Source organism: Rhodospirillales bacterium (genome assembly GCA_023898785.1).
Lineage (GTDB): Bacteria > Pseudomonadota > Alphaproteobacteria > Micavibrionales > Micavibrionaceae > TMED27.
Genome location: CP060239.1, coordinates 666,309 through 692,480, shown reverse-complemented (window position 1 = coordinate 692,480; position 26,172 = coordinate 666,309). Strand labels below are relative to the sequence as shown.

At 46.8% G+C, this 26,172-nt stretch carries 29 protein-coding genes and 4 tRNA genes; 16 read left to right on the top strand and 17 right to left on the bottom strand.

Annotation, left to right across the window (positions count from 1 at the left end):
• Positions 1–59 precede the first annotated feature (59 nt).
• The 7 genes from H6859_03630 (at position 60) to H6859_03600 (ending at position 2,976) form a co-directional block, all read left to right on the top strand.
• Entirely contained in the window at positions 60–524 is a 465-nt protein-coding gene (locus H6859_03630) for a CBS domain-containing protein (protein USO06291.1), read from the top strand.
• On the top strand, positions 521–1,093 hold the full coding sequence (locus H6859_03625; GenBank protein ID USO06290.1) for a DUF192 domain-containing protein: 573 nt from the start codon (positions 521–523) through the stop codon (positions 1,091–1,093). The genes H6859_03630 and H6859_03625 overlap by 4 nt, the downstream gene beginning before the upstream one ends.
• A 52-nt stretch (positions 1,094–1,145) precedes the next feature.
• Positions 1,146–1,222, top strand: a tRNA-Pro gene (locus H6859_03620).
• Positions 1,223–1,248: 26 nt separating this feature from the next.
• Complete coding sequence (locus H6859_03615; GenBank protein USO06289.1) at positions 1,249–1,818, top strand: sigma-70 family RNA polymerase sigma factor; 570 nt, start codon at positions 1,249–1,251, stop codon at positions 1,816–1,818.
• A 6-nt stretch (positions 1,819–1,824) separates the two neighbouring features.
• Positions 1,825–2,466 (top strand): DUF1109 family protein, encoded by a 642-nt coding sequence (locus tag H6859_03610; GenBank protein USO06288.1) that lies wholly within the window; start codon positions 1,825–1,827, stop codon positions 2,464–2,466.
• Positions 2,467–2,522: 56 nt separating this feature from the next.
• Positions 2,523–2,825 carry an ETC complex I subunit gene (locus H6859_03605; GenBank protein USO06679.1) on the top strand — a complete coding sequence of 101 codons (303 nt, stop codon included), beginning with the start codon at positions 2,523–2,525 and terminating at the stop codon, positions 2,823–2,825.
• Between the two features lie 74 nt (positions 2,826–2,899).
• Positions 2,900–2,976, top strand: a tRNA-Arg gene (locus H6859_03600).
• Positions 2,977–3,012: 36 nt separating this feature from the next.
• Here H6859_03600 and H6859_03595 read toward each other — a convergent pair.
• Complete coding sequence (locus H6859_03595) at positions 3,013–4,584, bottom strand: hypothetical protein (GenBank protein USO06287.1); 1,572 nt, start codon at positions 4,582–4,584, stop codon at positions 3,013–3,015.
• Positions 4,585–5,319: 735 nt separating this feature from the next.
• Here H6859_03595 and H6859_03590 point away from each other — a divergent pair.
• Positions 5,320–5,913: a HupE/UreJ family protein gene (locus H6859_03590; GenBank protein USO06286.1), complete on the top strand. Its 594-nt coding sequence runs from the start codon at positions 5,320–5,322 to the stop codon at positions 5,911–5,913.
• Between the two features lie 111 nt (positions 5,914–6,024).
• Here H6859_03590 and H6859_03585 read toward each other — a convergent pair whose 3' ends face one another.
• From H6859_03585 to H6859_03565, 5 genes are all read right to left on the bottom strand, one after another.
• Positions 6,025–6,555 (bottom strand): DUF4402 domain-containing protein, encoded by a 531-nt coding sequence (locus H6859_03585; GenBank protein ID USO06285.1) that lies wholly within the window; start codon positions 6,553–6,555, stop codon positions 6,025–6,027.
• A gap of 717 nt (positions 6,556–7,272) precedes the next feature.
• The gene (locus H6859_03580) at positions 7,273–8,655 is read right to left on the bottom strand and encodes a glycosyltransferase family 39 protein (GenBank protein ID USO06284.1); all 1,383 of its coding nucleotides are present in this window, start codon (positions 8,653–8,655) and stop codon (positions 7,273–7,275) included.
• A 10-nt stretch (positions 8,656–8,665) separates the two neighbouring features.
• Entirely contained in the window at positions 8,666–8,983 is a 318-nt protein-coding gene (locus H6859_03575; protein USO06283.1) for a lipid-A-disaccharide synthase N-terminal domain-containing protein, read from the bottom strand.
• A 13-nt stretch (positions 8,984–8,996) separates the two neighbouring features.
• The gene (locus H6859_03570; GenBank protein USO06282.1) at positions 8,997–9,728 is read right to left on the bottom strand and encodes a glycosyltransferase family 2 protein; all 732 of its coding nucleotides are present in this window, start codon (positions 9,726–9,728) and stop codon (positions 8,997–8,999) included.
• A gap of 82 nt (positions 9,729–9,810) precedes the next feature.
• The gene (locus H6859_03565; GenBank protein USO06281.1) at positions 9,811–10,422 is read right to left on the bottom strand and encodes a HAMP domain-containing histidine kinase; all 612 of its coding nucleotides are present in this window, start codon (positions 10,420–10,422) and stop codon (positions 9,811–9,813) included.
• Positions 10,423–10,502: 80 nt separating this feature from the next.
• Between H6859_03565 and H6859_03560 the strand changes: the two genes are divergently transcribed.
• On the top strand, positions 10,503–11,549 hold the full coding sequence (locus H6859_03560) for a recombinase family protein (protein ID USO06280.1): 1,047 nt from the start codon (positions 10,503–10,505) through the stop codon (positions 11,547–11,549).
• Positions 11,550–11,803: 254 nt separating this feature from the next.
• Here the strand turns inward: H6859_03560 and H6859_03555 are convergent.
• The 3 genes from H6859_03555 to H6859_03545 all read right to left on the bottom strand — a co-directional run bounded on the left by H6859_03555 (position 11,804) and on the right by H6859_03545 (position 13,186).
• Positions 11,804–11,878: transfer RNA gene (locus tag H6859_03555), tRNA-Asn, on the bottom strand.
• A 107-nt stretch (positions 11,879–11,985) separates the two neighbouring features.
• Entirely contained in the window at positions 11,986–13,083 is a 1,098-nt protein-coding gene (locus tag H6859_03550) for a hypothetical protein (GenBank protein ID USO06279.1), read from the bottom strand.
• A 29-nt stretch (positions 13,084–13,112) separates the two neighbouring features.
• Positions 13,113–13,186 (bottom strand) — tRNA-Cys (locus H6859_03545).
• 203 nt (positions 13,187–13,389) lie between these two features.
• Here H6859_03545 and H6859_03540 point away from each other — a divergent pair.
• The 3 genes from H6859_03540 (at position 13,390) to H6859_03530 (ending at position 17,467) form a co-directional block, all read left to right on the top strand.
• Complete coding sequence (locus H6859_03540; protein ID USO06278.1) at positions 13,390–14,055, top strand: protein-L-isoaspartate O-methyltransferase; 666 nt, start codon at positions 13,390–13,392, stop codon at positions 14,053–14,055.
• 130 nt (positions 14,056–14,185) lie between these two features.
• A complete protein-coding gene (locus H6859_03535) occupies positions 14,186–14,725 on the top strand; it encodes a DUF2497 domain-containing protein (protein ID USO06277.1) in 540 nt (179 codons plus the stop codon).
• A gap of 90 nt (positions 14,726–14,815) precedes the next feature.
• Positions 14,816–17,467 (top strand): valine--tRNA ligase, encoded by a 2,652-nt coding sequence (locus H6859_03530; protein USO06276.1) that lies wholly within the window; start codon positions 14,816–14,818, stop codon positions 17,465–17,467.
• 83 nt (positions 17,468–17,550) lie between these two features.
• Here H6859_03530 and rpmE read toward each other — a convergent pair whose 3' ends face one another.
• Entirely contained in the window at positions 17,551–17,808 is a 258-nt protein-coding gene (gene rpmE / locus H6859_03525) for a 50S ribosomal protein L31 (protein USO06275.1), read from the bottom strand.
• Positions 17,809–17,894: 86 nt separating this feature from the next.
• On the opposite strand from rpmE, the gene genX reads away from it, so the two are divergent.
• Positions 17,895–18,872 (top strand): EF-P lysine aminoacylase GenX, encoded by a 978-nt coding sequence (gene genX / locus H6859_03520; protein ID USO06274.1) that lies wholly within the window; start codon positions 17,895–17,897, stop codon positions 18,870–18,872.
• Between the two features lie 178 nt (positions 18,873–19,050).
• On the opposite strand, the gene H6859_03515 is transcribed toward genX, so the two are convergent.
• From H6859_03515 to tkt, 7 genes are all read right to left on the bottom strand, one after another.
• Positions 19,051–19,359: a hypothetical protein gene (locus H6859_03515; protein ID USO06273.1), complete on the bottom strand. Its 309-nt coding sequence runs from the start codon at positions 19,357–19,359 to the stop codon at positions 19,051–19,053.
• Position 19,360: 1 nt separating this feature from the next.
• Complete coding sequence (locus H6859_03510) at positions 19,361–20,275, bottom strand: fructose bisphosphate aldolase (GenBank protein USO06272.1); 915 nt, start codon at positions 20,273–20,275, stop codon at positions 19,361–19,363.
• 90 nt (positions 20,276–20,365) lie between these two features.
• A complete protein-coding gene (locus H6859_03505; GenBank protein ID USO06271.1) occupies positions 20,366–20,554 on the bottom strand; it encodes a hypothetical protein in 189 nt (62 codons plus the stop codon).
• Positions 20,538–21,077, bottom strand: coding sequence for a MarR family transcriptional regulator (locus tag H6859_03500; protein USO06270.1), 540 nt, complete (start codon positions 21,075–21,077; stop codon positions 20,538–20,540). The genes H6859_03505 and H6859_03500 overlap by 17 nt, the downstream gene beginning before the upstream one ends.
• Positions 21,078–21,386: 309 nt before the next feature.
• Positions 21,387–21,800 carry a hypothetical protein gene (locus H6859_03495; protein USO06269.1) on the bottom strand — a complete coding sequence of 138 codons (414 nt, stop codon included), beginning with the start codon at positions 21,798–21,800 and terminating at the stop codon, positions 21,387–21,389.
• A 36-nt stretch (positions 21,801–21,836) separates the two neighbouring features.
• Positions 21,837–22,850 carry a type I glyceraldehyde-3-phosphate dehydrogenase gene (gene gap / locus H6859_03490; protein USO06268.1) on the bottom strand — a complete coding sequence of 338 codons (1,014 nt, stop codon included), beginning with the start codon at positions 22,848–22,850 and terminating at the stop codon, positions 21,837–21,839.
• A gap of 14 nt (positions 22,851–22,864) precedes the next feature.
• The gene (gene tkt / locus H6859_03485; GenBank protein USO06267.1) at positions 22,865–24,889 is read right to left on the bottom strand and encodes a transketolase; all 2,025 of its coding nucleotides are present in this window, start codon (positions 24,887–24,889) and stop codon (positions 22,865–22,867) included.
• Between the two features lie 188 nt (positions 24,890–25,077).
• Here tkt and H6859_03480 point away from each other — a divergent pair, with 188 nt between their 5' ends.
• The 3 genes from H6859_03480 to H6859_03470 all read left to right on the top strand — a co-directional run bounded on the left by H6859_03480 (position 25,078) and on the right by H6859_03470 (position 26,127).
• Entirely contained in the window at positions 25,078–25,305 is a 228-nt protein-coding gene (locus H6859_03480) for a hypothetical protein (GenBank protein ID USO06266.1), read from the top strand.
• Positions 25,305–25,640 carry a cell division protein ZapA gene (locus H6859_03475; GenBank protein USO06265.1) on the top strand — a complete coding sequence of 112 codons (336 nt, stop codon included), beginning with the start codon at positions 25,305–25,307 and terminating at the stop codon, positions 25,638–25,640. Before H6859_03480 ends, H6859_03475 begins: the two co-directional genes overlap by 1 nt.
• Before the next feature lie 163 nt (positions 25,641–25,803).
• The gene (locus tag H6859_03470; protein ID USO06264.1) at positions 25,804–26,127 is read left to right on the top strand and encodes a hypothetical protein; all 324 of its coding nucleotides are present in this window, start codon (positions 25,804–25,806) and stop codon (positions 26,125–26,127) included.
• Positions 26,128–26,172: the final 45 nt, after the last annotated feature.

The window sequence follows — 26,172 nt, the reverse complement described above, 5'->3', positions numbered from 1 at the left end:
GCATATTTTTTCATTATTAAGCAGAATAGCCATACAAAATCTATAAGGACTGAACTCAGATGCCTAGTCATGCCGCCATTACCGAACAGTTTCTAGCCCTCCCTCCCGACACTGAGGTAGAAAAAGCCCTTAAAGAACTCAAAAAGAAAAAACTGGAATCCGCTATTATTATTAATGGAAAAGGGCAGGTAGAAGGTACGTTTTCCTTGCAAGGTGTCATGAAAAATTTATTGCCGGTGTCAGTGGCTATGGAAGACGGTATTCAGCTTGATGTAACGGTGCGCGCAGCACCTGGAATTGCCAAGCGCCTGAGAAAGGTATATCCGCTTAAAGTTTCGGAACTCATGGATCGCAAAGTACAGGCGGTTGCCCCGGAAACGCCGATTTGGGAGGTTATAAACTATCTGGTCAGCCATAACGACTCATTATGGGTCATTGAGCCTGAATCAGGTAAGTGTTTGGGGATGATTACAGCCCAATCGGCCATGGATGAGCTCAAACGTTTGCAGGAAAGTGAATCATGAAAAACTTAAAGCCCACCGCAAAATATATCCTTATTCTCACCGCATTGATTGGAATCCTCGCCGCATTCGCGATGCAACCTAGCAAGATACACGCACAAAGCCAGCAGCCACAAGAAACGGAGCCCCCGCGCACTGCAATCAAAATCCCCCCACTGCTGGAGGCCGAACCATTCGCGCAGGACACTCTGAGGATCAGAAAAGATAACGGTGAAGAACTTTATTTCAATATCGAACTGGCTCTTACACCTCGCCAACAGTCTCAGGGATTAATGTACCGCACGGAAATGCCGAAAGATTCCGGAATGTTGTTTCTCTTCAACGGCCCCATAAAAACATCCTTTTGGATGAAAAATACACTCATTCCGCTCGATATGTTGTTTGTGCATCCTGATGGCACTATTCACCATATACATCACAACGCTCGCCCTCAGGATAAAACAAGTATAACATCAAAATTTCCGGCCAAAGCTGTTTTGGAACTGAACGGCGGCACCGCAGACAAAATGGGCATTAAAGAGGGAGATCAGATCATTCATCGTCTGTTTAATAATGACGCTGCAAAACCCTAAACAAGAACTTGCTCTTGGAATTATGATAGTGTAAGACTGCCCCTCGAAGGTACGGAGTGTAGCGCAGCCTGGTAGCGCAACTGCTTTGGGAGCAGTGGGTCGGGAGTTCGAATCTCTCCACTCCGACCAGCCTTCCCACATGAAGTGGAGTATTGATGACAACCAGCCCATCAAACACCAACACCAAACCCACAGACGAACAACGTTGGCGCGAATATGCTGTAAAGGCGCAAAGTGGCGACAAGCGGGCTTACAATGCGCTTCTCAAAGAAATCGCCTCATTTGCGCGCAGCTACATTTTATCCAGCCTAGCAAATCCGGAATGGGTCGACGACATTACACAGGAAATTTTGATTTCCGTGCATAAATCCCTGCATACATACAGCGCCGATCGCGCGTTTCGTCCATGGCTCATGTCAATTATCCATTTTCGCCGCACAGATTACTTACGCAAATACTATAACGCACGCGGAAACAAGCAAACCACGCTCGATAACGCGGATTTTCAACGCGCAAATGTAACGAATCCAGAGCATGCAGGCGAATACAAAGACATAGAGGCGGCTTTGGCAGATCTGCCGGAAAACCAGAGAAAGGTCTTTGAGATGATCAAAATACAAGGCTATACGGCCAAAGAAGTGGCGGGTGAAATGGGCATGAGCGTCAGCGCGGTAAAAGTCTCTGCCCACAGAACAGCCAAAAAACTAAAGGAAGCATTAGAGTAACTGCCAATGAACGAAGAAAAAAATATTGATACCGTCATTAACGGCCTTTGCGACGAGTTGGAGCCTTGTAAATGCCTTGCTCATCCGTTCGTCAGAGTTTTACCGTTTTTGGGTGTTGCAATTATTTACATCGCAACACTGGCCTGCTTAATTGGCATTCGTTCTGATTTGCCACAAAAATTCGCCGAGGCTTCCTTTATGTTTGAGTTGTTTTTAATGGCCTTCATGTCAATCTCAGCGGCAATTTCCTCATCTTATCTGGCTGTGCCAGGTGCTTGCGAAAAGAAATGGATCATCATCCCTCCACTAACGGCCTTTGGCATTTTTTGCATGTGGAGCCTCATTCTCGCCGTATCGGAAGGCATGCACATGCCGGTGCTGCATATGGATCATTGCATGGGCGAGGGGATGTTTATGGCCCTTATTCCCATGACCATGATGATCGTTCTGGTGCGAAACGGCGCAACGACTTTTCCCAAGATAACGGCGCTTATGAATGCCTTGGCCGCCACAGGGCTCGGCTATATTGGTTTACGCTTTACATGCTCTATGGATACAGTCGGCCACGTCACGGTTTCCCATCTTCTTCCTTACGTGGTTATAGGCATGATCATGGGACTAGGCGCCAGAAAGCTCTTTAAATGGTAGAAATGACGGCGTATTTGCTCTAAATTCAAAGAAGAAAAATTCAAGGACAAACCATGATTAAAGCCAGAATTTACAAACCGTCTAAAACAGCTATGCAATCAGGGCGGGCCAAAACAAAGCCCTGGATCTTGGAATATGAAAGTAAATCTGCTCGTTGCCCTGAACCATTAATGGGCTGGACAGCTTGCGAAGATACGCTCGGCCAGGTTCGTCTAAAATTTAATACAATGGAAGATGCTGAAAATTATGCCGAATCCAACGGCTTGTACTACATAGTTCAGGCTGAGGCCGTACGAAAACTCAAGCCCCGGAATTACGGAGATAATTTCAAATATATCCCGCCGGAAGACGAAGATTAGAAGGCCGAGCAGTTAATTCTTATTTTACAAAGTCGAAATATTCTATTATTCCATTCTATGATCCAGCAAAAGACGGTCCCGTAGCTCAATTGGATAGAGCACCTGCCTTCTAAGCAGGGGGTTCCAGGTTCGAGTCCTGGCGGGATCGCCATTTCATAAAAATAGGCCCAACAGGATCTTTTTAGGCTTATGCCGCGCTCACAGCCTCAAGGGCTTTAGTCATAGACGCACCCGGCATGCGCTTTTGTATCTGCTCGATATAATTTTCGCCGAAATACCCCATCAATAGCGAGATAAGCCCGTCATACTTCTGACCGTCCTGTTTTCTCGTGTCATAAATTATGCGGTCCTCATACGCCGAAATCCACAAAGCTTCCGGGTTTCTTTTGGCGATAATAAGATCACCTTGTGAACGCGCCTGATGCGGCGATCTGTGCGACTTAAAAACAATCAGCCCATCACCCAGAATTTCTTTAAACGTGTCCTGAATCGCCAAAGGCAGAAAGTTGAAATTAAACGCATCGTTGCTTAACGGGTCAATAATACTCACGATTTCCATCTTTCCCCATTCCGTAGACATCGCAAAACGAGAGCGCGCCGTATCAGACAGCCCCTTCATCGCATTATTGTGAATTTTCCACGCTTGCTCTACGGGGAGAGAAAACGCCTTATGTCCCTCAATATCACGGCCCTGAAATATATATTTGGGCTTTACGCCCATACGCCGAAGCTCTTCATGCAAAACGCGAAGAGAGCGTTCATCGTCATTCACTTTCAAAATAATCGGCGTTTGGTTTTCAACGGAAATAAAACTATGCGCAAGTATCCGCTCAACGGCCTCTTTCGAAATATCCATCCATTGATAGCCCGGTCCGTTTGTATTCGGAATGTAGTTATTCTCCGCGTCACGAACCAAAAACTCATCCGGGTGCGTAAAGTGTGAAACGATATTGATATGCATATGCGGGAATTCCGCGTGGATAATGCGGAAAGTCTCCGCCATCGCCTCATCAAAACGCTCAGGACGAAAGGCAATCTCTTTCGTCCCGAAACGCAAAAGGCTTACGCCGGCTTGTCCGGCGGCGGCGGCAAATTTATATAAGGTCTGATTGGGCAAAACCATAATATCGCCGCCGGAAAGCAGAAGCTCACGAATGGGGTAGCGTTTCTCTCCGTTTTTCGGATCAATCCCGCCATTCTTCTCCAGCTTTCGATTGTAATCTAAAATATAATCGCGTAGCTCTTCCGGACGAACACTGATCTTGCCGGTGTCCTTGTTAAATAGATCCAGCCGGTAGCAATAGCGGCAATGAGCAGAGCATGTCGGCGAAGCATAGCCCAGAACAATCTCGTCATATTTGTGCAAGAGTTTTCCATGAAGATCGTTATCGCCCGGCGTAAAATTCATTTGGTTAGAAGGATCTTTTGCGCCCTCAATACTAAACATCTCGTTAAGGCGAGGCAGAATAAGCGCGGCAATCGGCAAGCTTGGCGGCATTTTAGGAATAAGAACATTGCCATGATTATCGCAAAGCTCTTCGCCGGTAACCAAAGCTTGATAATGCGGATTGATACCAAACATCATGCGCCTGTCTACGCCTGCGTCTTTCATAGCCTCAAATTCTTCGAAGCCATAGATGTCTTCCATCAACGTACTGACGCGCTTATGCGTGAATCTGCCGCGCATGGGACGTATATATCGCAAATCCGATTTAGGAACATTCTCGTTCCTTTGAATAACATTATTTTCGCTAGCCATGTTCACCGTTCTCGTTTGCAAAATTATTTCGTAATGCATATCGACAAGAAGTAAGGTTAGTGGAAAAGAGTGTTGGAAGCTATTGTTTTTTAAGGGTTTTTTGTGTGCATCGCAGCAATCTTGCCGATATTGTGCAATGGTGCAATGCGAAAAATAACGCCGGAATTTTTGCTAAGTTATTGTATAAGAATTTATATTTGGTGACGCTAAAGTGAAAAGAATGGCCGTACCAAAAAGTGCACAAATGTGTACAAAAAGGTCATAAAAAGATGGCTCAAAGGGCCAAAATAAGGACCGCGGATACACAAAACATACGAATCACACAAAAAAGGTCCGGAGACCTTTTAAAGATGCTCCGGACAAACGGCGGTAATAGAGGGTGTGTAGCCTCCAATATACGCGTTTTCGAAACGATTGCAAGGAAAAAACACAAAATTTATATAAAATTTTATCAAAACCGAAACTAATAGCAATTTTAAATATAAAGAGTAAGTAATCAAAAAATAATTTAGAATTATACAAGTATAATTAATTATATTCTATTATTAATATTATGCTTTATATAAAATATTATTGTTAATTTATTTTATTTCAAAAATATATTTCTTGTTTTTATATATTCCATACTTATATTTGTATAATGTTATAGCTCACAAAAAAGCAATTCTATGAGCGTTGTCTTTGGTATGAATACCATTTATCGTGATTTAGAATTAAACCCTAAAGAAACTTTATATGAAACATATCCTTTCATTTTTAGTCGTATTGTTATTTCCTTCATCGGCTCTTGCACATGAAGGTGTATCCGGCGGGTTTGAGGCTGGAATATCACACCCTGTTTTGGGTCTCGATCACCTTCTTGCCATGGTAAGCGTCGGTATCATCAGCTCTCAAATAGGCGGTAAGGCTATATGGACTGTACCCACAACATTTGTCATTGTTATGGTAGTTGGTGGCGCACTTGGTATGATTGATATGGGCCTTGTTGCAATTGAGATCGGTATTGCTTTATCAGTCGTAGTCTTAGGATTTACAATCGCCGGTAATGCCAAACTTCACCAGGTTGGTATTTGTGCATTTGTGGCCATGTTTGCTGTTTTTCATGGCTATGCCCATGGTCAGGAAATCCCCGAGCTGGTAACTTCATGGTCTTATATAGCAGGCTTTATGATGGGTACCGCAGCGCTACATATTCTTGGTGTTGCTATCGGGCTTTTTGCGAAGAGAGTAAGAAATGGAAACGTTTTGTTACGTTATGCTGGAGCTGTTATTGCCGGTATGGGAATTCATATCCTTATAGGTATGGCCGAATTCTATTACCTTTTTTAGTTCCTGTTGGTTTTGGCTTTGGAGTAGGGTGTATATATTGCCAGATCGGAAGTCTTGAAAGCAGTGGATCAAGATATAGGAACCCCTCGACGGAGCATGTTACGGGGCATTCTAATTATAATTTCCTGTAAGATTTACCGTCCCGGTATAAGTACCTGCTGCTTGGCCGGGATTAACATTTAATGTGCCCCCCAGCCTAAAACCGGTTTGGGTTAATACTGTTAAGATATGAGTAAAAGCTGTGGCATTGATGGTGCCAGCCGCGCCGTTAATCGTAAACAAGCCTACGGTCATTGTGGCAGCAGCCCCGTTTGAAATTACAACGCTAGTCGGTGCCGTAACATCAATCTGGCGCCCCGGAGTTCCTCTGAGGGTAAAGCCTCCCGACGTAATTGTGCCACCGTAAGACGTCACCCCTCCGCCAACTGTTGGGGTATCAGAATTATCTACATTAATCGTACCGCCCGCACCGGAATCGGTTATTGAGCCAAAATTCAACGTGCGCGTTTGTGTAATCGCAAGAGCACCATGGACAGCAGCCTGAATAGGAACGCTGCCTGTAGCCGCGTACGCCGCCTGAGCGCTCCCTACGGCCAGAACAGTTATCGCTCTTAGTAAAATTTTTTCGGATAAAATATCCATTATCTATCCACACATGCTCTTAATTTCACATCCTGACCTAACATAATTAAGGCGCCCCTTAATAATATCCGGATGCAAATGCAATCCTAACATATAACAGACCTGTTGCAAAAGTAGTTTGATTTTGAGCAGGGAGAAATCTGGGCTTTGTGTTTTTCTATCAGAACCCTGCGAGAAGATTCGTAAAGCCTGTTTACCTCCTTTGCAAAGGCAGTTTATAATGTGAACTGCAAAGCCTCTCACTGTTCTGCATAATATAAAAACTGAACGGCTTTTAAATCCGAAAGCGGCTAATGACAAAGGGGATAATCCTCGTCCTGCCCGCAATAAGAGGCGCAAGCCTAATGGACAGAATAAGCCCCATAATCAATCAAGACCCGGCAACAAGAAACGGTTTTATCGCAGCAAGAAAAAAGCGGCTTAGAAATTTCAGTATTGTTTACGGATAAATCAGTTCGGCTTCACAACACGGACACGAACCAGCGACCAAAATCTTAATGTGTTTGATGACGAAAAATTGGGACAAAATTGCTGTGGCTTTTCGCCGCCTATTGTCCCACCAGTGCCCCAAATTTGATTATAATGTCTGGAAAGTGGCTCACCCGTTTTGATACATTACGAACGCATCATTATCAAGATGTGCTGTTCATTTACAAGACAATAAGCTTTACCTGTTATTTCGGGAAAATGCAATGCGGGGCTTACTTGAAGCCGAAGTTACGGTTTTTCAAAAATACCGATATTCTTGCCCCTGTAAGGGATGGACATGACCATATTAAAGTCATTAACTTCAGTGGGTTTGTGATAGCGGATGACGGCTATACCGTTCGGGTGGGAATGGAACCATTCTTCAATATTTTCAAAGGTTCTATCATCCATATGGTGATGTAATCGCCCTAAGAACGTTAGTTCGCCCTGATATTTGCGAACAAAGGCACAATCCTTGTTTTCATGCTGGCTAACATAATCCGCGATGGGCTGTAAGTCATATTTCTTGAAAATCGTTTGTGACGCGGCAATCTGACCGGTAATGATAAGTGCGACCATGGCAACCGATACAGCCCTAATTCGGGCAGGTTTCATAGACATCGTATAGGCGATGAAAATCAATACACCCGGCAACAATGGCACAAGATAGTGTGGCTGTTTTCCGCCGATAAAGGAAAACCCAAGAACCACGGGTATAATCCAGCACGCCAAAAATCTTAATGCCGGATTTGTTTTAAAGCTATTCTTAACAGACCCTAGCCCTGTCCAAAAAGACGGGAAAAAAGCCCACGGTAAAAACAGAACCGGAAGCAACGGTAAATAGAAATAAACCGGTCTTGTATGCGCGTTTTCCATGTTTCCGCTAATTCGGCCCGCCGTCTGTTCCCAAATCAGCGAAAAGGCAAAATCGGGATTGGATGCTTTTAAAACCGGGATAAGCCAAAGCAGAACGGGTATTGTGGAAAGGATGAAAGCAAGGCCGCAGCCCCCATACCATGACAGCCATTTTTTATGACCGTCCAACCAAAAGGGCGCAAACAGAACTGGAAAAATCACGTAAAGCCATGCGACCGGGCCTTTGGTCAAAACGCCCAAACCCATCGCCAAGGCCATCCCCAATATAAAAACCGGCCTTCTGTCGTTTGCGAAGGCAATAAGGGCAAGCAAAGCCAGCAAGACAAACAGGGTCAAGGTCACGTCAAACATGACCAATGTGCTGTATATCAGAAAGGGGACACTGCCTGTCATCAAGAATGGTAAGGTTTTAAATTCAAGCTTTTCTGCTTTAAAAAGTTCTTGTGCAAAAATTTGCGTAAAATAGACACAGCCCGTGGCGGCGAAAACTACTGGCAGCAGTCCGGCCCACCGGCTTACGCCGAAAATTGACCATGTGTCATTAATAAGCCAGAACAATAAAGGCGGCTTATGATGGTAGGGTTCAAAATTCAGCGTTAACGGTCCAAACCAATCACCCCGCAGCCACATTTCCCATGCTACCGTCATGTAACGGGTTTCATCAATCGGCAAAAGCGGCCTGAAGAACACAGCCGTTAAAAACAGGGCTGTCATGGCGATGATGGGCCAGAATGGTTGCAGCTTGGTTTGTATCATGTCAGGTGCTTTAATTTGAGCCCGAAACACCTTCAGGAGTGCCATCTTTTTCTTTGTTATGGATGAAATAAAGATTGCGGGCATATATAAAAAGCCCTGTGCTTTGGCCTAGCATAAATACCGGGTCTTGCCGCCAGATTGCATAGGAAAATAAAACCAGACCGCCCGCAAGGCTGAAATACCAAAACGCGTCGGGCATAACGCTTTTTCCTGCTTTTTCAGAAGCCAGCCATTGCACGAAAAAACGCATAAAAAAAAGACCTTGACCCAAAAAGCCGATGGCAAGCCAGACGGTTTCAAAGTTGAGTGCTGGAAGTGTCAATGTCATAGTGTTTCCTTTTTTAATTAAGTTCTTCGTAAACATCGTCAAAATTAGCACGGCGGTTTCTTTTTTGAAGCCACAGAACCCCCCTTATATCACTTATCCCGACAAGGGCACGGTCCAGCGTTCCATATTTGGATTGGCCGTGAACACGGGGGCGGTGCGATACCGGCACATGAACAAGCTGTACATTATCACGCATCATCAGGGCTGGCAAAAAGCGGTGCATATGGTCGAAATAGGGAAGATTTAAGTAATCCTTGCGCTGGAATAATTTTAACGAACATCCGGTATCTTTCGTTTGGTCCTTTAGAAAGCCGGAACGGATGCTGTTCGCAATTCGTGATGACAGGCGGCGTACAAGGCTATCGTGGCGCTCGATTCGTTCACCAAGCACTATAACTTTCGGCAAGGTCTTTTTATGGTATTCGTACGCTTCCCACAGCGTTTTTATATCGGTGGGATCGTTCTGGCCGTCCCCGTCCATGGTTACGATAAGGTCGTTTCCTGCGGCCCTTACACCCGTCCAAATGGCTGCGGATTGGCCCGACTGGTTTTTATGTTTTAGTATTCTTAAGGCGGAATATTGGGGGCGAAGCTGCTTCAAAAGGTCAAAGGAACCGTCTGTGCTGGCATCATCGACATACACGATTTCGCTGATAGGAAGATTTTCTGCGGCCCCGGCAATTTCCCTGACCAAAGCTTCGATATTGTCTTTTTCATTATAGACAGGAACGACAACACTTATCATGGATACAATTCACCCTTACTTATTTCGTGAATTGCAAAATGTAATTTGAAACTTAAGGGAAACTTAAGGGCTTAAAAATCATTCAAAAAACGATGTTAAAAGCTGTCCCTGTGTCGTCCAGACCTTTATCGACAGTGATAGTGCCGTTATGACGCTGTGCAATGGTTTTAACAATTGAAAGGCCAAGCCCGGAACCGGTCGCGTTTGTGCCGACAATACGGTAAAAGCGGTCGAAAATGCGCGTTTTTTCTTCTTCTGGAATACCGGGGCCATTATCAGCAATGCGAAGGGTTGCACCATCCGGCGTTTTTGATAAAGATACCTGTACCTTACCGCCGGTTTCCGTGTAAAGAATGGCGTTGTTCAAAAGATTGCCGACCATAATGCCAAGAGCATTTTTGTCACCTTCTATGTTGCAGTTTTCATCTGGCGTAAATTGAATGTCTATATTCTTGTCTTTTGCAAGCGCCCTGTGTTGTTCCAGAACATCCGTGACAATATCCCTTAAATCACAGATTTTAGACGGCGCTTGAACCGCATCGGGTTCCTGACGGGCCAGTTCCAACAACTGCTTAACCAAATGTGCGCTGCGTTCGACCCCTTTATAAAGTTCGGCAATCGCGTCTTCTTTTTCTACGTCCGTCTTCGCGCGGCGTAATATATCCAGTTGAAGGGATATGTGTTTTCTTTGCACTTCAAAGCTTTGGCTTTTAAAAATTCGCCAAACCCATTACAATTTTGCTGTCAGCAATCCTAAAGTGAAAAGATTTAAGTATGAAAGCCGTAATCTTAGCCCGTGTATCGACCAAGGAACAACAAGAAGACGGCCATTCGCTGGACGCGCAGCTTGGAAATTTAAAGAACTACGCCAAATTAAAAAATCTGACCATCATCAAGCAATATACCGTCATTGAAAGTTCGACGAAGGGCGGGCGGCCTGAATTTATGCGGATGCTTGATTTCGTCAAAGCGCAGAAAGAAAAGATTGCCGTTATTGCTGACACCGTTGACAGGTTCCAGCGTAGCTTTCGTGAAATGCCACTTTTGTTGGATTTACTGGATAGGGATGCCGCCGAATATCATTTCATCAAAGAAAATAACGTCCTGACTAATAATTCAAACAGCATGGAAAGGGCTATGTGGGGGATTGGCGTGGTCATGGCGCAATCCTATACGGACCAGCTTTCCGATAACGTCAAGCGCAGCGTGAAGCACAAAGTTGCCAATGGGGAATGGCCCGGAACCGCGCCTTTGGGCTACTTGAACGCGATTGACGCACTGACAGCCAAAAAGACCATTATTCCTGACCCTGATAGGGGGTTTCTGATAAAGCGGTTTTTCGAAGAATACGCAACTGGCGTTTATTCCTTGTCAGAATTGGGGCGTAAAGCCAAGGAATGGGGCTTACGTTCGCGGAAGGGCAAGGAAGTCAGTAACCAGACCCTGCATGACCTTATCCAAAACCCGTTTTATTACGGTGTGATGCGGATTAAGGGCGGGTTGCAGCCCCACAGATACGAAAGCCTTATCAGCAAGGAACTATTCGATGCCTGTGAAGCCGTTAGAACCGGCAGGGGACGGACACAGGCTGTCGCTGAAACGAAATACCCGTTCATCTTTCGCGGCCTTATCAAATGCGCTGTATCAGGCCGGATTGTCAGTTGCGACCGGAAGAAGGAACGGCATAATTACCTGATTTGCCGGAAACCCAAAGATGCCGATAAAAAGATGTGGGTAAAAGAAGAAGACGTTCTGGAACAGGTGCGCGATGTTTTCTTATCTTGTAATCGTAGCGCCAGCTTTTGCCTCCGGCCTTCATAACAAGCAGGTATAGCCCTTGGCCATCGCGGAGTTTGTAATTCTTTTCCGTGGGCTTTGCTGTGCGGCATGCAATGTCTGTCAGTTTCATTTTCGGGTATCTCCTTTTCCGCATATACCCGAATACCCGAAGATGTACCCGAAAACATGCTGGATTTCGTCAAGGTTATTGAGACGTTATAGGAGCCTAAAGGCTTCGATAACGCTAGGTTTCCTAGACTTTTTGGATTGTATCGGATTTTCTGGGATAAGGAAAGTGGCTCCTCGGGCCGGATTCGAACCAGCGACCAAGTGATTAACAGTCACCTGCTCTACCGCTGAGCTACCGAGGAACACGAGGCAATTTTATGCCTATAGGAAAAAGCTTTGTCAACAATAATGGCACGGTTTTCTATTAAGAAGCGAAGGATACTTTCCTGACCGTTGTTGATTGTTATTTCTAGCGGGGAATCCAGCGCGTGTTGTAAATGCCAAAAATTTCAGGCATCTTTTTCATGTCGATCTGAGAGAACAAAACACCGCCCTTGCTGTTCTTTTGGTGGTAATCACAAAGCCCGCCAGAGTTATATTCAGGGGATAGCTCTTTTATAACATTAAGTTTGCCTGTGGAATCACGCTTAAGTTTTGCACGGCTTATGTCTTCAAACGCAACTAAATAGCACCCGTCATGGGCTCTGTTCTTAACAAACAACCCTTTTTTGCCGGAAGGTGTAATCAGAAGATATGGTTGGCCGTCATGTTCAATAAGACTTGTCCCGGTAAGGGCAAAATACCCAAATCCGGAAGCATCATTATAATCTGTAAGAACACCATTATAGCGCCAGCTTTTTCCATGATCATTTGATGAAAACAGCACGGTCTTGCGTTTTTCCCAATCGCCGACTCCTGAAGGGGCCGTGTTCGCATCTAGGCTCATATACAAGACGCCGTCATAAAAGAAGGCTCCAACCTCGTTATAGAACAGGTTTCCAGACAAGGATGGGTGCAACGAATTGGGCTGAACTCTGCAATTATGTTTCTTATGCCCAAATAAGCATTCCGGTTTTGACCAGGGCCCTTCGGGGTTAGGGGCACTCTTATACTCAATCCAGCCTTCTCTCATCAAGCCATCGTCTTTTTTAAATGGAGGCAGAACATAATATCTTTGCGAAAACAATTTCCATCGTCTCGCCGGAATGTCTCTTGGGTCGTAAACAAGACTCGGCGTTTCATAACGCCAAACGCCCTTAAAGCTTTTGCCATTAACGCGCACATCTTCGGCGCTGGATTTATTTATCGTGGAAATATATGTCCAGGACGCACCGTTATCCATACTTTTAGCAAGATGCGTTGAAACAAATTCCGGCACAGAAACCCGGGAATAGGCCATCCACCCTACACCATCTGCACCATATTCCACGGAAAGATCGAATATGCCGTTAAGTGCCTTATCTCCTTGCGGTGAAATTTTTGTAAACGCAAGAGATTCATCCGCATAAAGGGCAGAAATGTTAAGTAAGAAAAGAGCAAAAACAAAAAGAATTGATTTCTTGATCATGGTCTAACATCTCCTTCATTAGGGGAGAATGGAGGCACGGACCGGAGTCGAACCGGTGTACACGGATTTGCAATCCGCTGCATAGCCACTCTGCCACCGCGCCAACAATAACAAACAGATACAAATAAATGCAAACTGTTATGATGTTTAGTGTAAAATACCTATGCAAGTCAATTGTGAAAGTCTTGTACGGAGTGTTTTATGTAACGAATCAGAGGCAATGTTTAAAAACGGCTGGAATGATCATGATAACTACGGTAAACAGAAGCTAACAGATTGTTTCACAACATCAAGAGCGCACAAGTCATGGCGGATTTTCAGCAAGTACGAAAAAATATGGTCAATGGGCAAATCAGCATCAACGGCGTGATTATTCCAGAAATTCTTGAGGCTTTTGAAAATACCCCGCGGGAACTGTTTGTTCCTGAAAAATATAAGAACCTGGCCTGTAATGATGAAGATATTCCATTAGGACGCGGGCGCTTTATTTTAGAGCCGTCTGTGCACGCCAAAATGATTCAGGCGTTGGAGCCTAAAGCCGATGATGTCGTATTGGAAATTGGCGGCGGGACCGGTTATGGCGCAGCGATTCTCTCATCACTTGTCTCCACGGTCGTTGTCACTGAAAGCGAGCCTGAGTGTATAGCCAAAGCCCAAAAACTTTGGGATTCTTTAGGATTATGCAATATAGCGGTTTTCGAAGGGCCGCTGGCAAAAGGCAACCCGGAACATAGCCCATACGATTCGATCATTATCAAGGGCGCCGTATCAAGCGTTCCAGAGCAGATACTGGAGCAATTAAACGAAGGTGGACAACTGATATGTGTTATAAAGGCCGCAGAAAAAAACACCGGACAAGTAACATTATTTAAAAAACTGAGCGGAGAGAGACAATATTCATCCTATCCTCTTTTCGATGCGGCAACCCCCTATTTGCAAGGCTTTGAGCCAAAAGAGACCTTCCATTTTTAACTAGTCTTTGTGTAGTAAATAAAACTCAGATGTGGATAGGCTGAGAGAAACTCTGCTCTCCCTCTTTGACAAGCTGTGTAGTATGATAGAAACTGAAATGAAATAACACGCTGATATATATTCAATTTGCATGTCCGAACAAGAAACCGAAGAAGAACCGTCCATCGAAGAAATCCTGACGTCTATACGCCAGATCATTTCTGACGACGATGAAGAAGCCGCTGCTGAAGAAGTTGTTGCGGATGAACCTGCTCCAGAACCGGATCCAGAAGAGGAAGTTATTGAATTAACAGACAAAATCGACGATGAGCCGGAGCCAGAACCGGAGCCAGAACCGGAAGAGGAGCCAGAACCGGAAGAGGAGATCGAGGAACCTGAACCAATCGAGGTTGAGATGCAGGACAGTGTCACTCCGTCTGAACCTGTTTCAAGGGAAGACGATGAAGATGCGCTGTTGACCCACGCCGCCGAAAATGCTGCATTCGATGCTTTTTCAGAACTCGCGAAAAAAACAGCCGTAGAGCACGGTGGAATCACCGTTGAAGAAATCGTTCGCTCGGAGCTGCGGCCTCTGCTGAAAGACTGGCTGGATAAAAACTTGCCGCCGATTATTGAACGCCTTGTCCAGGAAGAGCTTGAGCGCGTGGCCAAGAGGGCCCTCGAAGAGTAATCCCTTATCTTTTTTGTTCCTAAAACCTTGCTTTTGCAAGGAAAACCCTTATGATCTGTGCGCTAAACAAGATCGCTCAAAGGATAAGCTATGCTTGAAAAAACATTTGATCCCAAAGCCATTGAGAAAAATCGTTATAAGCGCTGGAAAAATTCTGGTGCATTCGCATGTAATCCGGAAGGCAACGCGCAACCTTTCACCATCATGATGCCACCGCCCAATGTAACGGGATCTTTGCATATTGGCCATGCGCTAAACCACACACTGCAGGATATCCTGATTCGCTATCAACGCATGAAAGGCCGTGATGCTTTGTGGCAGCCCGGAACAGATCACGCCGGAATCGCTACGCAAATGGTGGTCGAGCGTAAACTGGCGGAAGAGGGTGCCTCACCACGCCGTGAAATGGGCCGCAAAAAATTTCTTGAAAAAGTCTGGGAATGGAAGGCTCATAGCGGCGGCACCATTGTCGATCAACTCCACTCACTGGGCACCACGCCCGATTGGAACCGTGAGCGGTTCACGATGGATGAAGGGCTGTCCAAAGCAGTTCTCAAAGCGTTCGTTCAGCTTTACCACGAGGAGCTGATCTACAAAGACAGCCGCCTTGTGAATTGGGACCCCAAACTCGAAACGGCCATTTCCGATCTTGAGGTTGAGCAAAAAGAACAAAAAGGCCATATGTGGCACCTTAAATACCCGGTTGAAGGTGAAGAAGAGCAATTCATCACTGTCGCCACCACCCGCCCCGAAACGATGCTCGGCGATTCCGCCGTAGCTGTGCATCCGAACGATGAACGCTACAAAGACATAATTGGAAAATCTGTTGTTTTGCCGATTACGGAACGCCTCATTCCTATCATCGCCGATGAATATTCTGATCCCGAAAAGGGCACAGGCGCGGTGAAAATCACCCCGGCGCACGATTTCAATGACTTCGAAGTAGGCAAGCGCCACGATCTGCCGATGATCAATATCTTCGACCGTCATGCCTGTATTGCCCCGCTGGAAAGCATACCGAGCGAATATCACGGCCTCGACCGCTACGATGCGCGTAAGAAAGTGCTAAAAGAATTTGAGGAACTGGATCTGCTGGTCGAGGTCGAAGATATCAAAAACGCCGTGCCCTATGGCGACCGCTCCGGCGTGGTGATCGAACCGTTTTTAACAGAACAATGGTTTTGCGATACGCCCACACTGGCCAAGCCTGCGGCTCAAGCCGTACGCGATGGCCGTACGCGTTTTGTGCCCCAGCAATACGAAAATATGTATTTCGCTTGGATGGATAATCAGCTCCCCTGGTGCATTTCGCGCCAGCTCTGGTGGGGGCACCAAATCCCCGCATGGTACGACGAAGACGGCAACGTCTATGTCGCCGAAACTGAAGAAGAGGCACAAGCACAGGCAGGCACAGGCGTTAAGCTCACCCGCGACGAAGACGTGCTCGATACATGGTTTTCTTCCGCACTGTGGCCGTTTTCCACCCTTGGCTGGCCCGATGACGGCGAAGAGGCAAAACGCATGCTGAAAAAATATTATCCCGGTGATGTTCTTGTCACAGGGTTTGACATCATCACCTTCTGGGTTTCCCGCATGATGATGATGAGCCTGCATTTCATGGGCGAGGTGCCATTTAAGGATGTGTACGTACATGCGCTGGTCCGCGATGCTAAGGGCCAGAAAATGTCCAAATCCAAGGGCAATGTCATGGACCCGCTCGAACTCAGCGAGAAATACGGCACAGATGCCCTGCGCTTTACGCTTGCTGCCATGGCCGCACAAGGGCGCGACATTCGCCTGGCCGATGAACGCCTGCAAGGCTACCGCAATTTCGCCACCAAACTCTGGAACGCTTCACGCTACTGCGAGATGAATGGCTGCAAGGCCATCGCAGGCTTCGACCCGGCCAAGGTCGAGTACACGCCGAATCAATGGATTATCACGGCCCTGACAGAAGCCAAAGTTGAAATTGAAAACGCCTTAGACGCATATCGCTTTAATGAAGCCGCCAATGCGATCTATCAATTCACCTGGGGCACATTTTGCGACTGGTATCTAGAATTCACCAAACCTGTATTGCAAAGTGGAGGAGACGCTGCTGAGGAAGTAAAACAAACCACCGGTTGGGTGCTCGAACAAATCCTGATTCTGCTCAATCCTTTCATGCCCTTCATCACCGAGGAATTACATGAAGCGTTGACCGGCAGAGATCAGCAGATCATCGCTATGAATTGGCCCGAATATGATGAGAGACTAGGTTCTCCAGCTGCGCGTGAGAAAATGGATTGGTTGATCCGCATGATCTCCGAAATCCGCTCTGTACGCGCTGACATGAACGTGCCTGCAGGTGCAAAAATTCAGCTTTTGGTCAAAGATGCCTGTGCGGATACAAAAGCCGGGCTGGAAATCTTCGGAGACATCATGAAGCAAATGGCGCGCCTTGAAAGCATTGAACATGTCGAGGATGTTCCCAAAGGCGCAATTCAAACCCTGGTGGGTGAAACCACGTTGATTTTGCCAATCGCCGATATTATCGATCTCGATGCCGAACGTATGCGTCTCAAAAAACGCATTGATAAACTCGAAGATGACATTAATAAAATATCTCAACAGCTTGATAATAAAAAATTTATTGAGAACGCTCCAGAGGAAATCATTGCTGAACAAAAAGAACTTGTCGCTGAAAAACAAAGCGCTCGCAAAAAACTCACCGCCGCCCTCCAGCAGCTCGAAGCGGCTTAATTCTCAGTTCCTTGCATGAGCCAAGCAATAAAAAACGCCCTCAAAGCGGGGCGTTTTTGTATTCCGGCGCTGTAAAAAGCGGTCTATTTCTTATCATTGGCCTTTTCAGACTTCTGGTCCTCTGCCAGACCAAAATTCCCAAAACGTTTTTCAAACTTGGAAAGCTGGCCTTTCTCGATCACTTTACCCGTTCCACCTTGCCACGCAGGATGTGTCAACGGATCAACGTCGAGCTTGATTACATCACCTTTTTTGCCATAGGTGCTGCGGGTTGTGTATTCGCTTCCGTCTGTCATCACAACTTTAATGTCATGGTAGTCGGGGTGAATATCGGCTTTCATATCGTATCTCCTATTGATCGAGGCGAATATTTATCGTTTATAGCCGGGGAATGCAAGTATTTTCTTGAAAAACAAAGGGCGCAGGCATGAATTGGTGGCTTCCGCATAAATTTGAAACCAAAAAAACATATCTCGAAGTGAGAGTGCAACTTATCCGGGCCATGCGCGCGCATTTCGATGATCAGGATTTTTGGGAAGTCCAAACCCCAATATTGCAAACCATGCCCGGCGCGGATGTTCATATTCATGCCTATAAACTTGAAAACGGCGCTTACCTCCACAACAGCCCCGAATTCGCGATGAAAAAACTTCTCGTTGCCGGCGCACCGAAAATTTATCAAATATGTCCAGTTTTTCGCCGTGAAGAGCGCACAAATCTCCATAACCCCGAATTTACGATGCTGGAATGGTACAGGGCACAGGCCGATTACACCAACATCATGAAAGATTGCGAAGAATTACTGCGCAGTCTGGAAATCAAGGAGTTTCATTATAACGGCCAAACCTGCGATCCCCACGCTCCCTGGAGGCGCATAACCGTCTGCGAAGCTTTCAAGCAATATACCGATATTGATCTTGCATCTCACTTCGGTAACGTAGATACTTTTCGCTCCACTGTCGCCGAAAAAGGCATCCGCACCATCGAAACCGACAACTGGGACGACATCTTCCACGCCGTGATGGCGGAGAAAATCGAGCCGCATCTGGGGCAGGGGGCTCCGACTATCCTGTATGATTACCCCGCATCCATGGCCGTGCTTTCACGCAAGAAGCCCGAAGATCCGCGCCTCGCCGAACGTTTTGAGCTATATGTCTGCGGCGTTGAGCTCGCCAACGCTTTTAGCGAACTCACCGATCCAGCCGAACAACGCGCCCGCTTCATCGCTGATATGGCCGAAAAACAACGTCTCTACGGCGAAAGCTACCCGCTCGATGAAGATTTCCTCGCCGCGCTCGATCACGGCATGCCCGAAAGCGCAGGAATAGCCCTCGGTGTTGATCGCCTTATTATGCTCGCCACCGGCGCTAAAGAGATTGTGCAAGTTCTGTGGACGCAGGACTAGAAAGAGTCGTTTGTGAAAGCTCAAGAAGCTTTTGGCGTGCAGTCTCTCGTACATGCGCTCAACCTCGGCTGTTTGCTCTTGTGAAGACCCCAGTGCAGAAAAAGTCAGCACATCTTGATCCATTTTTCGCATAAGCTGTCGATACACACTCTGGTCAAAATTAGTCAAACGGCCGTCTTCAATCAAAAAGACCGAAAGAGATAGAAAGCGGCTGTTTCACACCCCAGAAAAGCAGGAGCAGGAACGCTGCAAAATTGACGATTAAAAGCGCATAAAAAGGCGTCGCCACATGTTTCCAATCTACATGAAGGTCCCGATGTCTATTTTCATTTGTAGTAGAGGTAATCCAAGGAGTTCCCCAGTCGTGCAATTGCCGGAATTTTGACAAAGTAGCTTTCGCGGCGAGCCATGTCACAAAAAGCTGCGTTCCCAGAATAAAGAATGTTTTAGCAAACAGAGTAGGAAATAATGCGCTTATTAAATCCATTTTAAGCCGCCTGCGCCCCGGCTTCCTTACCGACAGAAGCAGTATAGATCTTATCAATAGCATTGCTCAGCGCCGCATTAAACTCTTCATCGCTCTGCTGCGCCCGTAGATCGTTGGACAGGGCCCGCGAGAAGCTGGCAATCATCCCGTCATTTTCAGCCAGACGGCGACAAGCTTCGGCCAGATCATACCCCCCTGACAGCGCCACCACCTGCAATACATTTGGATGGGAGATCAACTCTGCAAAGAAATTTGCCTCTTCAGGCAAGGTCAGTTTCAACATAATCTTCTGATCATCACTCAAAGCATCCAGTTGCTTCAAAATTTCCGCCTTCATAATGCGTTCGCAATCGGCTTTATCGTCCGCGTTGATATTCACTTCCGGCTCGATAATCGGCACCAGCCCATGACTTAAAATCTGCTTACCCACTTCAAATTGCTGCGCGATCACCGCCGCAATGCCGCTTTCGGAGGCTGAATGAATAACAGAGCGCATCTTGGTGCCGAAAATGCCTTTGGCTGTTGCACGTTCCAGCAAGCCATCCAGCTCCGGCATCGGCTTCATCAACTGCACACCGTCGGCCTGTTCGGCCAGCCCCTTATCAACTTTCAAAAACGGCACAACGCCAAGCTCTTCCCAGAGATACTGCGCGGTGGGCGTGCCATCAATATCGCTATCCATCGTCTTTTCAAACAAAATTGCGCCCAAAATTTTCTCGCCGTTAAACGCCGGAGAGGTAATAATCCGCGTACGCATTTCATGCACCCTAGCAAACATTTCCGTCTCATTGCTATAAGCGCTTTCATCCACACCATAATTCTTCAGCGCCTTGGGTGTCGACCCACCGCTTTGATCCAGAGCAGCGATAAACCCTTTTCCTGATGTGATTTTTGTACGTTGTTCAGCATTTGACATGAAGAGCACCCCATCGAATTAAAAACAAAAAATTGGCTATTGCCCTTACGTATAGCCAACCTTCTGATGTTTAACAAGGGGGGATTACGCCTAGCGCTCAAGAGCCTCGGGGACAAAACTCATTGATGTCGGTGCGCTACCGGCACGACGGCCAAAACCACTGGAAATATGGGGCGTGTTCGAAGCTGCCAGATGATAAACATTGTCGCCTGTTGTGCGTCTGACAAGCGCTAGCACACCATCAGCCAGTTCTGCATTTGCTCTAAACGTGTTCGCCATCTTCTTCTATCAACCTTTCTTCCAGTAACTTGGTAAACGCCCTGTTCTTGGTTGCTACTGACCCTTCATAAAGCATATCTATAATATCCTGCTTCGAAGCAGCCTTTTTCTCTGTCAACGCTGCGATAATCTTGGCATCGCGAAGCGAGGGTTTTTCCTGCTTCAAATATCCCGTAAGCCCTTCCAGGAAAATCTTCAAACTCTCGTGCCGCCCGTCAAAATATCCCAGTGCGCCGTCCAGGCCTTTTTTCGAATAACCGCAAATCTCTATCCTTTTGGCGCGGCCATCGCTGTCACAATCTTGAACCCGAATGCAGCCATAATCAAAAAGCCAGTCTGCCTCGCGCTTCACGGTGGATTTATCGAGATGCAAACGCTCCATAATTCCGGCCTGCGTGGTCCCCGGGTTTTGATCAATATCGCTAAGGATCATGGCCCGGCGCAAAGAAGAGGAGGCGTCATTCCCCAAGGCTTCGACAAGATGATCAATGATCATGCAGGCCTTCTGGCCCTCTGTTGTCATTACCCGCTTTGCGAGATGTGTAACCATAACTCTTATATACACCATCAGGCGTTTCTAATACAAGAAAATTTGACATTTTGTTAATATATATGCCACAAGTGTAATAATTTATAGCATTGGGCGGGGTTTATGTGCATAAAAAAGCCGGCCTGGAAACGAATTTCACAGACCGGCTTTGCCACGGAGAACGGTTTAGACTCACAAATATGGTGAGCGATTCGCCTCCTGTCAACAAAATCAGGTATATTTTTTAGGGGTATTCAATAAGTAATATTTAATAGCCAGTTTCATGCATTTTTAATGCAATATTTAGGAGTTAGCCCCTAAGAAAATTGTAAGAGAAACAAAAAAGAACGCAAGGAAGAGCCCCAATGCAGGAACAAGAACAGGGTAACTTTTATAGCTTTTCGGAAGAAACAGTAATATGGGTATAGCCAAAAAGGGAAGATAGAGAAGATAGAGACCAATTTTAAAAAATAACAAAAGAGGAAAAGCCAATGTGATTAGGGCCACAAAAAGAGGCATCAGGGCAACGCCTGCAATAAATTCTATAGCAAGAAAAAGAAAAGTGGTATCTCCCCTGTTAACGTAATATGAATAATAATCATCAGCAAAGATACAAAAGAGGGTAACAACAACAATGGAAACAAAGGGGCTGAATAATAAGCCTGCAAGATAGCCTCTCAACAAATCTCCCCATCGTGACTGAGAGTTTTCGGCCAAGAGCAAGTCACGAATTTTCGTGCTAAAAGACAAATTTTAATACCCGACTTTATGCATCTTCAACGCGGTGTCGATCATCCGGCAGGAAAAACCCCACTCATTGTCATACCAGCTCATCACCCGGACGAAATCGCCATCAACAATTTTTGTCCCGGCCAGACTGAAGATTGAAGAATGCGGATCATGATTAAAGTCGATCGACACACACGGATCGTCATAAACATCCAGCACGCCTTTCATTTCACCGTGCGCATATTTCGTCACAGCCGCGTTCACCGCCTCAACGCTCGTTGCTTTTGACGGCAGGAACGTCAGATCAACCAGCGACACATTCGCCGTCGGCACGCGCAGCGCAACGCCGTCCAATTTACCGTCCAGCTCCGGCAACACCTTGCCCACAGCCTTGGCCGCGCCGGTCGAGGAGGGGATAATGCTCATCGCCGCCGCCCGCGCACGCAAAGGGTCTTTGTGAGAACCGTCAACCAGATTCTGGTCGCCCGTATAGGCATGAATCGTCGTCATAAAACCTTTTTCAATTCCGATTTCCTTATGCAGCGCATAAGCCACCGGGGCCAGACAGTTTGTCGTGCATGACGCATTTGAAACAATCTTGTGCTCTTTTTGTACAAGATCGTGATTAACCCCGTAAACAACCGTAATATCTTCATCTTCACCCGGCGCAGAAATCAGAACCTTCTTCGCACCCCGATCCATATGCAACTGAGCGCCCTCGCGATCCTTAAAACGCCCCGTACACTCCAGTAAAATATCAACGCCTTCATCGCCCCATTTCAGTTCCTTCGGGTCACGGCTGCGGAACCGGTGAATAACCTTGCCGTCAATCATAATGTGATCATGCTCAAGATCGCGCTCAACGGTAAATGGCGCGCGTCCGTGAATGGAATCATATTTCAAAAGTGGAAAAAAGTTTCCACCCGGATCATTGATTGCCACAATCTCGACGTCATCGCCAGCATAGCCCTCAAACACGGCCCGCGCGACCAAACGTCCAATACGCCCAAACCCGTTAATCCCAATCCGTAATGTCATGAGCTTTATTCTCCTTACTTTTGAGCCAATTTAGTATTAGCCGCTTCAACAATCGCTTCCGTTGTAATGCCGAAATGTTCATACAATTCATCCGCCGGGGCCGAGGCTCCAAAACTGTCCATCCCGATGAAATATGAATGCGCACCGATAATCCGGTCCCACCCTTGGCGAATGCCCGCTTCAACGCCGATCTTGATACTCTTGTTACACACCAGCTTTACAAAGTCTGCGCTGTCTTTCTGCGCATTCTCATAAAACAAATCCATACACGGCACGGACACAACCCGTACGCCAGCGCTGATTTTCTCTGCGGCTTCAACCGCCAGCATCACTTCCGAACCCGAAGCAAAAATAGTCACCTCCGGCTCGCCATCGCAATCGCGCAGAATATAAGCCCCGCGGGCCACCATATTCTCATCGCGGTATTCACACAAAGTCGGCAAGCTTTGACGCGTCAACGCCAGCACAGAAGGGGCATCTTTTTTATTTATAGCCAACTCCCAGCTTTCCGCCGTTTCAATCCCGTCACAAGGGCGGAACACATACACATTGGGAATGGCCCGCAGCGCCGCAACATGCTCAACCGGCTGATGCGTCGGCCCGTCTTCCCCCAGCCCGATTGAATCATGGGTCATTACATGAATAACCCGCTGTTTCATCAATGCGCCCAAACGAATGGCGGCCCGCGAATAATCAGCAAATTGCAGGAATGTTCCGGCATACGGAACAAACCCGCCATGCAGGGTCAGCCCGTTCATGCACGCGGCCATGCCAAATTCCCTCACCCCGTAATTGATATAATTGCCGGAATAATCCTCTTTATTGATGACCTTGGATGCCGCCACCTTGGTGTTATTTGACCCAGTCAAATCCGCCGACCCGCCAACCAGCGAGTCAATGGCAGGCACCAAAGCTTCCAGCACCATGCCGGAAAGCTGGCGCGTCGCCTTTTTCGGCTTCTCAGTCGCAAAATCACTTTTCAACTTCGCAATCAGCGGCGCGAGAGCAGGGGCCAGATCCAAAGTCATCGCCCCCATAAAGGCATCTTTCTGCTCATGGCTGTTTAACCGATTCTTCCAGTCATGGGAAAGCGCCTTGCCTTTTGCCCCGATGGCCCGCCAGTTGGCCAAAATCTTATCCGGCACTTCGAACGGTGCATGCGGCCAATCCAGTTTTTCCCGCGCGCCCTTAATCTCATCCTCGCCCAAAGGCGCGCCATGCGCTTTGTTGCTGTCCTGCTTGGTCGGCGCGCCAAACCCAATATGCGTTTTGCAGCAAATCAGACTCGGCGTATCGGTGGTTTTCGCCTTGGCAATTGCCGCTTCAATCTCGACGAAATCATGACCGTCAACCGTCTGCACATCCCAGCCATAAGCCTCAAAACGCTTCGGCGTATCATCAATAAACGTCAGATCAACCGTCCCATCTATGCAGATATTATTGTCATCATACAGTACAATCAGCTTCTCAAGCTTTTGATGCCCGGCCAGCGAACAGGCTTCATGGCTGATCCCTTCCATCAAATCGCCATCACCGCACATCACATATGTATAGTGATCAACAAGATCATCACCGTAACGGCCATTCAAAATCCGTTCAGCCAGCGCCATCCCCACGGCTGTAGCAATGCCTTGCCCCAGCGGCCCGGTGGTTGTCTCGATCCCTGCATCCTGTTCAACTTCCGGATGCCCGGCCGTAATCGCCCCCATCTGACGGAAATTTTTGATCTGCTCTAGCGTCATCTTCTCATACCCGGTCAGGTAATTAAGAGAATACAGCAACATCGACGCATGCCCGCCTGAAAGCACAAACCGGTCACGATCAGGCCATTCCGGATTTTTAGGATCAAATTTCAGGAACTTCGAATAAAGAACTGTCGCCACATCGGCCAATCCCATCGGCGCGCCCGGGTGCCCGGAATTGGCTTTTTGCACCGCATCCATCGACAGGGCGCGAATGGCATTGGCCATAGATTTAAGCTGAGGTTCGGTGAGGTCCTGAATTTGCGCATCAGGAGCGGCGGCGGTTTTTGAGGTCATCAATCAGTGATCCATACTTATAAGTATAATTTTGTGCGCCTAACATGCCGCCAAGGAGGCCTCCCGTCAAGCACACAGCACATAAATTCCTGTGGTTTAAGTGGGAAAAAACTTTTCACCATCTTGACGGAGATTCAGCCGCCCTGTTAGCGTATGCCCATTCACATATAGAACAAGAAAGGTGCGCCGTGTCTCAGATACTCGAAGCTCTGGTAAAGCTGGAACAATCTATTGGTGGTTTGGAAGGCTCAGTTAGTCATATTGAAGCCTCACTGTCCGGGCAACAACGCGATATGTTTAGTGCGTCACGACCCGTCGCTGCAAATGGCAACGGCGTTGATACTCAGACCGTTGTCAAAAAGCTGGATAATATTATCGAGCAGGCCGAAACTGTCCTTAAAGAAAGTCACGGCTAATGGCTGAAGTAAATATTACAATCAATGGTCGGTCTTTCGGCATTTCCTGCGAAGACGGACAGGAGCAACGCGTTCTCGATCTCAGCCATTACGTCGATTCGCGCATGAAAGATATTTCCAAGGCTGGAGCGGCAAGCAGCGAAGCACACCTCATGGTTCTGACAACGCTTTTGCTGGCCGATGAAGTTTTTGATCTTCGCAACGATGTTGGTTCAATGAGCGAAAATCTGCAAAGCGCGCAGGCCAATCAAAACGAAGAAGCTGCCGTTGCCGGGGCAATTGAAGATCTGGCCAGCCGCATCGACCGCATCGCTAGCCGCATCCAGAATGCTTAGCTTTTCTACTTTTTGTCATTGTGAGGAGGGTAAAGCCCGCCGCAAAAATCTACCTTCATCCTTGATTGTGCGCAATTTAATCATTGACAGTTTTCATATGAGCGCAATACCGTGCAAAAATTAACAATCAAGTCATAAAACGATACTTTAAGGGAATTAAGCAATGCGCAGAGATGGTTTGAGCGAAGAAAATAGTAATAATATTACAATTTTTCAGCGAATTGCTGAGACACTGAGAAAAACAGAGCAAGACCGAATAAACCTGGTAACAAACGCTCCTCAATACATAAAAGGAGAAGTAACGCTGATTGATAACCAGAAAGCGCCGATGGGAGGAAGCCCCGCGTTAAAAATAAACGGAGACTCTCTTGTTCTTCATGAGTTTAGGGGAAGGCAATGGATTGAAGAAAGGCAAGGAAGAGGAGATTCTTCTATTTCTCAAATTCTTACGCAAATGGAGAGCCACGTGGAGCCTCAGAACCCATAATGTGGAAAAGGAATTCAACTTATGAAAAGTCTGTTAATTCGTTTT

Coding starts and splice junctions, on each gene's coding strand:
- H6859_03500 (USO06270.1), bottom strand. CDS start 21,077: ATGACAACAGAGGGCCAGAAGGCCTGCATGATCATTGATCATCTTGTC.
- H6859_03530 (USO06276.1), top strand. CDS start 14,816: ATGCTTGAAAAAACATTTGATCCCAAAGCCATTGAGAAAAATCGTTAT.
- rpmE (USO06275.1), bottom strand. CDS start 17,808: ATGAAAGCCGATATTCACCCCGACTACCATGACATTAAAGTTGTGATG.
- H6859_03610 (USO06288.1), top strand. CDS start 1,825: ATGAACGAAGAAAAAAATATTGATACCGTCATTAACGGCCTTTGCGAC.
- H6859_03615 (USO06289.1), top strand. CDS start 1,249: ATGACAACCAGCCCATCAAACACCAACACCAAACCCACAGACGAACAA.
- H6859_03590 (USO06286.1), top strand. CDS start 5,320: ATGAAACATATCCTTTCATTTTTAGTCGTATTGTTATTTCCTTCATCG.
- H6859_03580 (USO06284.1), bottom strand. CDS start 8,655: ATGATACAAACCAAGCTGCAACCATTCTGGCCCATCATCGCCATGACA.
- H6859_03535 (USO06277.1), top strand. CDS start 14,186: ATGTCCGAACAAGAAACCGAAGAAGAACCGTCCATCGAAGAAATCCTG.
- H6859_03475 (USO06265.1), top strand. CDS start 25,305: ATGGCTGAAGTAAATATTACAATCAATGGTCGGTCTTTCGGCATTTCC.
- H6859_03625 (USO06290.1), top strand. CDS start 521: ATGAAAAACTTAAAGCCCACCGCAAAATATATCCTTATTCTCACCGCA.
- H6859_03510 (USO06272.1), bottom strand. CDS start 20,275: ATGTCAAATGCTGAACAACGTACAAAAATCACATCAGGAAAAGGGTTT.
- genX (USO06274.1), top strand. CDS start 17,895: ATGAATTGGTGGCTTCCGCATAAATTTGAAACCAAAAAAACATATCTC.
- gap (USO06268.1), bottom strand. CDS start 22,850: ATGACATTACGGATTGGGATTAACGGGTTTGGGCGTATTGGACGTTTG.
- H6859_03575 (USO06283.1), bottom strand. CDS start 8,983: ATGACATTGACACTTCCAGCACTCAACTTTGAAACCGTCTGGCTTGCC.
- H6859_03595 (USO06287.1), bottom strand. CDS start 4,584: ATGGCTAGCGAAAATAATGTTATTCAAAGGAACGAGAATGTTCCTAAA.
- H6859_03570 (USO06282.1), bottom strand. CDS start 9,728: ATGATAAGTGTTGTCGTTCCTGTCTATAATGAAAAAGACAATATCGAA.
- H6859_03560 (USO06280.1), top strand. CDS start 10,503: ATGAAAGCCGTAATCTTAGCCCGTGTATCGACCAAGGAACAACAAGAA.
- H6859_03630 (USO06291.1), top strand. CDS start 60: ATGCCTAGTCATGCCGCCATTACCGAACAGTTTCTAGCCCTCCCTCCC.
- H6859_03515 (USO06273.1), bottom strand. CDS start 19,359: ATGGATTTAATAAGCGCATTATTTCCTACTCTGTTTGCTAAAACATTC.
- H6859_03505 (USO06271.1), bottom strand. CDS start 20,554: ATGGCGAACACGTTTAGAGCAAATGCAGAACTGGCTGATGGTGTGCTA.
- tkt (USO06267.1), bottom strand. CDS start 24,889: ATGACCTCAAAAACCGCCGCCGCTCCTGATGCGCAAATTCAGGACCTC.
- H6859_03550 (USO06279.1), bottom strand. CDS start 13,083: ATGATCAAGAAATCAATTCTTTTTGTTTTTGCTCTTTTCTTACTTAAC.
- H6859_03470 (USO06264.1), top strand. CDS start 25,804: ATGCGCAGAGATGGTTTGAGCGAAGAAAATAGTAATAATATTACAATT.
- H6859_03585 (USO06285.1), bottom strand. CDS start 6,555: ATGGATATTTTATCCGAAAAAATTTTACTAAGAGCGATAACTGTTCTG.
- H6859_03540 (USO06278.1), top strand. CDS start 13,390: ATGGCGGATTTTCAGCAAGTACGAAAAAATATGGTCAATGGGCAAATC.